The 4,207-nt window shown below is 70.3% G+C and carries 4 protein-coding genes and 1 pseudogene; all 5 read left to right on the forward strand.

Annotation, left to right across the window (positions count from 1 at the left end):
• Nucleotides 1-363: pseudogene (locus tag VF697_RS03295) on the forward strand (gamma-glutamyl-phosphate reductase); the annotation flags it as partial.
• A gap of 19 nt (nt 364-382) precedes the next feature.
• Nucleotides 383-919, forward strand: a complete 537-nt coding sequence (gene rsfS / locus VF697_RS03300) for a ribosome silencing factor (RefSeq protein WP_331092003.1) — start codon at nt 383-385, stop codon at nt 917-919.
• Complete coding sequence (locus VF697_RS03305) at nt 916-1,380, forward strand: 23S rRNA (pseudouridine(1915)-N(3))-methyltransferase RlmH (protein ID WP_331092006.1); 465 nt, start codon at nt 916-918, stop codon at nt 1,378-1,380. Before rsfS ends, VF697_RS03305 begins: the two co-directional genes overlap by 4 nt.
• 51 nt (nt 1,381-1,431) lie before the next feature.
• A complete protein-coding gene (locus VF697_RS03310) occupies nt 1,432-2,556 on the forward strand; it encodes an RNA ligase RtcB family protein (protein ID WP_331092004.1) in 1,125 nt (374 codons plus the stop codon).
• 64 nt (nt 2,557-2,620) lie between these two features.
• Entirely contained in the window at nt 2,621-4,162 is a 1,542-nt protein-coding gene (gene gpmI, locus VF697_RS03315) for a 2,3-bisphosphoglycerate-independent phosphoglycerate mutase (protein WP_331092005.1), read from the forward strand.
• Nucleotides 4,163-4,207: the final 45 nt, after the last annotated feature.

The raw sequence follows: 4,207 nt of genomic DNA on the forward strand, positions 1-4,207 counted from the left end.
GCCGGGGTGCCGGTGACGCCGGCCACCGAGGACGACTGGGGGCGGGAATTCCTGGACCTCATCCTGGCGGTGCGGGTGGTGGACGGGCTGGAGGCGGCCCTGGGGCACATCGCCCGGTACGGAAGCGAACACACCGAGGCCATCGTCACCGCCGACGCGGCGGTGGCGGGGCGCTTCACCCGAGAGGCGCAGGCGAGCGCGGTGGTGTGGAACGCCTCCACCCGCTTCAATGACGGGGGCGAGCTGGGCCTGGGGGCGGAGATTGGGATTTCCACCAGTCGATTGCACGCTTTCGGGCCGATGGGCTTGCGAGAGTTGACGAGTCAGAAGTACGTCATCCACGGGCAGGGGCAGGTGCGCTAGGGTGCCCCCCAGGACACGTATGGCGACCAAGAAAACGGCGACGAAGAAGAAGGCGGCGGCGAAGAAGAGCGCGACGAAGAAGGCGCCTGCCGCACGCAAGAAGCTGGCGACGAAGAAGACGGCGGCGAAGAAGCCGGCCGCCCGCAAGAAGATAACCAAGAAGAAGGCGTTGAGCCCCTCGGGCGCGCCTGCCGGAGCTCCGGCGGAGAACCCCCGCGCCCACGCGCTGGCGCGCAGGATTGCCAACCTGCTCTCGGACAAGAAGGGCCTGGACATCCTCATCCTCGACGTGCGCGGGATGACGTCCTACGCGGACTACTTCGTGGTGGGCTCGGGCGAGAGCGACCGGCAGGTGTCCGCCATGGCCGAGCACGTGCTCGGCCAGCTCAAGGAGAAGGACGGCCTGCGCCCCATCGGCCACGAGGGCATGGAGACGGGCCAGTGGGTGCTGCTGGACTTCGGCGAGGTGGTGGCGCACCTCTTCTTCGCCGAGATGCGCTCGCACTATGACCTCGAGGGTCTCTGGGCGGATGCGCCGCGGGAGAAGGTGGCCTGAAGGTCCGCCTCCTCTCCATCGGCCGGGACCGTTCGGGCCTCTACGAGCCCGCGGTCCAGGAGTACGCCTCGCGCCTGGCCCACTACACCCGCTTCGAGCTGATTGAGCTGCCCGAGGCGGGTGGGAAGAAGGGCAAGGCCGGGGACGCCAAGAGCACCGAGGCCGAGGCCATCCTCGCGCGCCGCAAGCCGCAGGACCTGCTGGTGGCGCTCGATGAGCGGGGCAAGCTGCTGGACTCGGTGGAGTTCAGCCGCTACGTGGGCCGCGCCCAGGACGGCGCGAAGGACCTGCTGCTCATCATCGGCGGGGACGAGGGGCTGGACGAGCGGGTGCGACAGGCCGCGGACCTGACCCTCTCGCTGTCGAAGATGACGCTGCCGCACCGGCTGGCGCGGGTGGTGCTGGTGGAGCAGCTCTACCGCGCCTTCACCATCCTCAAGGGCGAGCCGTACCACAAATAGGCGCCCCGGCGTCCCCGTCAGGCGGTGGGCGCCGCGCGCGTCCAAGGGAGCATGAATTCGCCCGCTCCCCACGTCCGTGTCATCGCCTCGCCCCAGTCCTGGGTGGAGGGTGAAGCCGTCCGCCAGCTCGAGGCCGCCTCCCGACTTCCCGGCATGCGCTCCGCGGTGGGCCTGCCCGACCTGCATCCAGGCAAGGGAGCACCGGTGGGCGCCGCGTTCGCCTCCGAGGGCCTCTTCTATCCCTTCCTCGTCGGCAACGACATTGGCTGTGGGATGGGGCTGTGGGAGTTGGACTTGCCGACGCGCAAGGCGAAGCCGGAGCGCTGGGCGGCGCGGCTGGATTTGGATGGACCGTGGGAGGGCGACACGGACGCGGCACTCGCCGAGATGGGCGTGAGGCCCTGCGGCTTCGAGGCGGCGCTCGGCACGGTGGGCGGCGGCAACCACTTCGCCGAGGTGCAGCGGGTGGATGCGGTCCACGACCCGAAGACCTTCACCGCGCTGGGGTTGAAGGGAGAGCGACTCCTGTTGCTCGTCCACTCCGGCTCTCGAGGCCTCGGCGAGGCCATCCTGCGCGCCCACGTGGACCGGCACGGCACCGGGGGACTCGCGGAGGACTCGGGCGAGGCACGCAACTACCTCACGCGGCATGACCACGCCGTGGCCTGGGCGCGGGCCAATCGCGCCACCATCGCCGGGCGCATGATGCAGGGCATTGGCGCGGCGGGGCGGCGGGTGCTCGACGTCTGCCACAACAGCGTCACCCCGAAGGATCTCCACGGGCACACGTGCTGGCTGCACCGCAAGGGCGCGGCGCCCTCGGACCAGGGGCCGGTGGTGATTCCCGGCAGCCGCGGCGCGCTGAGCTACCTGGTGCTGCCGCTGGGCGACGGCGCGGACCACGCCCACAGCCTCGCGCACGGGGCGGGCCGCAAGTGGACCCGCACCAGCGCCCGCGAGCGGATGCGCGAGCGCTTCACCGCCGAGGCCCTCACCCGCACCTCCTTCAAGAGCCACGTCATCTGCGAGGACCGGGACCTGCTCTTCGAGGAAGCACCTCCCGCGTACAAGGCCATCGACCGCGTGGTGCAGGACTTGGTGGATGCCGGGCTCGTCCGGGTGGTGGCGACGCTCGCCCCCGTGCTCACCTACAAGACGCGCGCCCGGCGAGAGTGAGTCCCCTCCAGCCGAGCAACCCTCCCCCCCTCCTCCCGTGGGAACCCACCCTTAGGTTTCCCGCATGAAGCCCGCACACAAGGTCCTGCTCTGCATCCTCGATGGCTGGGGCGTCCGTCAGGGGGGCGATGACAACGCCATCGCCCTCGCTGGCACCCCCCACCTCGACAAGCTCACGAATGGCTCGCCCTACACGGAGCTGCAGACGTCCGGACTGGCCGTCGGTCTCCCCGAGGGACAGATGGGCAACTCCGAGGTGGGCCACACCAACATCGGCGCCGGCCGCATCGTCTACCAGGACCTGGTGCGCATCAACCGGGCCAGCGAGTCCGGCGAGCTCGCCTCCAACCCCGTCATCCGCGCCGCGCTCGACAAGGCCAAGGCGGACGGCAAGGCCTTCCACCTGCTCGGCCTGGTGTCCCCCGGCGGCGTGCACTCGTCGATGGAGCACCTCTACGCCCTCCTCAAGGCCGCGCACGAGCGGGGCGTCGCCCACGTCTACGTCCACGCCTTCACCGATGGGCGCGACACCGCCCCCCAGAGCGGGCTCGGCTACGTGGAGGAGCTGGAGAAGTTCCTGCGCGAGACGCACACCGGGCAGATCGCCACCGTGGGCGGGCGCTACTACGGCATGGACCGCGACAAGCGGTGGGACCGGGTGCAGCTCGCCTACGAGGCCATCGTCCACGGGCAGGGCCCCAAGGCCCCCGATGCGCTCTCCGTCATCCGCGCCTCGTACGCGGAGAAGGTGACGGACGAGTTCATCAAGCCCACCGTCATCACCCACGGCGACGACACGCCCGTGGGCCGCATCCGCGACGGCGACGTGGTGATGTTCTTCAACTTCCGCGCGGACCGCGCCCGCGAGCTGACGCGCGCCATCGCCCTGGACGACTTCAAGGAGTTCGACCGGGGCGGCCTGCACGTGGGCCTCTACGTGTGCATGACCCGCTACGACGAGACGCTCGAGCTGCCGGTGGCCTTCGCGCCCGACCAGCCGAGCGAAATCTTCCCCGAGGCCATCGCCCACGCGGGCTGGCGCCAGTTCCGCACCGCGGAGACGGAGAAGTACGCGCACGTCACCTTCTTCTTCAACGGGGGCCGCGAGGTGGTGTACCCCGGCGAGGACAGGCACCTCGTCCCCTCACCGCGCGACGTGAAGACGTACGACCTCAAGCCGGAGATGAGCGCGCGAGAGGTGACGCTGGAGTTGGTGCGGCGCCTCGACTCGGGGGCCTACGACTTCGCGCTGGTGAACTTCGCCAACCCGGACATGGTGGGCCACACCGGCCTGCTGGAGCCGGCGAAGAAGGCCGTCCTCACGGTGGACGAGTGCCTCGGGCAACTGGGCCAGGCGTGTGCCCGCAACGGCTGGGCGATGGCCATCTCGGCGGACCACGGCAACTGCGAGCAGATGCGCGACCCGGAGACGGGGGAGCCCCACACGGCGCACACGCTCAACCCGGTGCCCTTCCACCTCATCCACCCGGACTTCCGGGGGCAGAAGCTGCGCCCCGGAATCCTGGCGGACATCGCCCCCACGCTGCTCCAGGTGATGGGGCTCCCCAAGCCCTCCGAGATGAACCGCCTGGGGTTGTTCGGCTGACGCGGGAGTGCTCGCGCGGGGCTGGCCCTACGGCTGGCAGACGAC

This window comes from Archangium sp. (assembly GCF_036388035.1).
Taxonomy (GTDB): domain Bacteria; phylum Myxococcota; class Myxococcia; order Myxococcales; family Myxococcaceae; genus Archangium.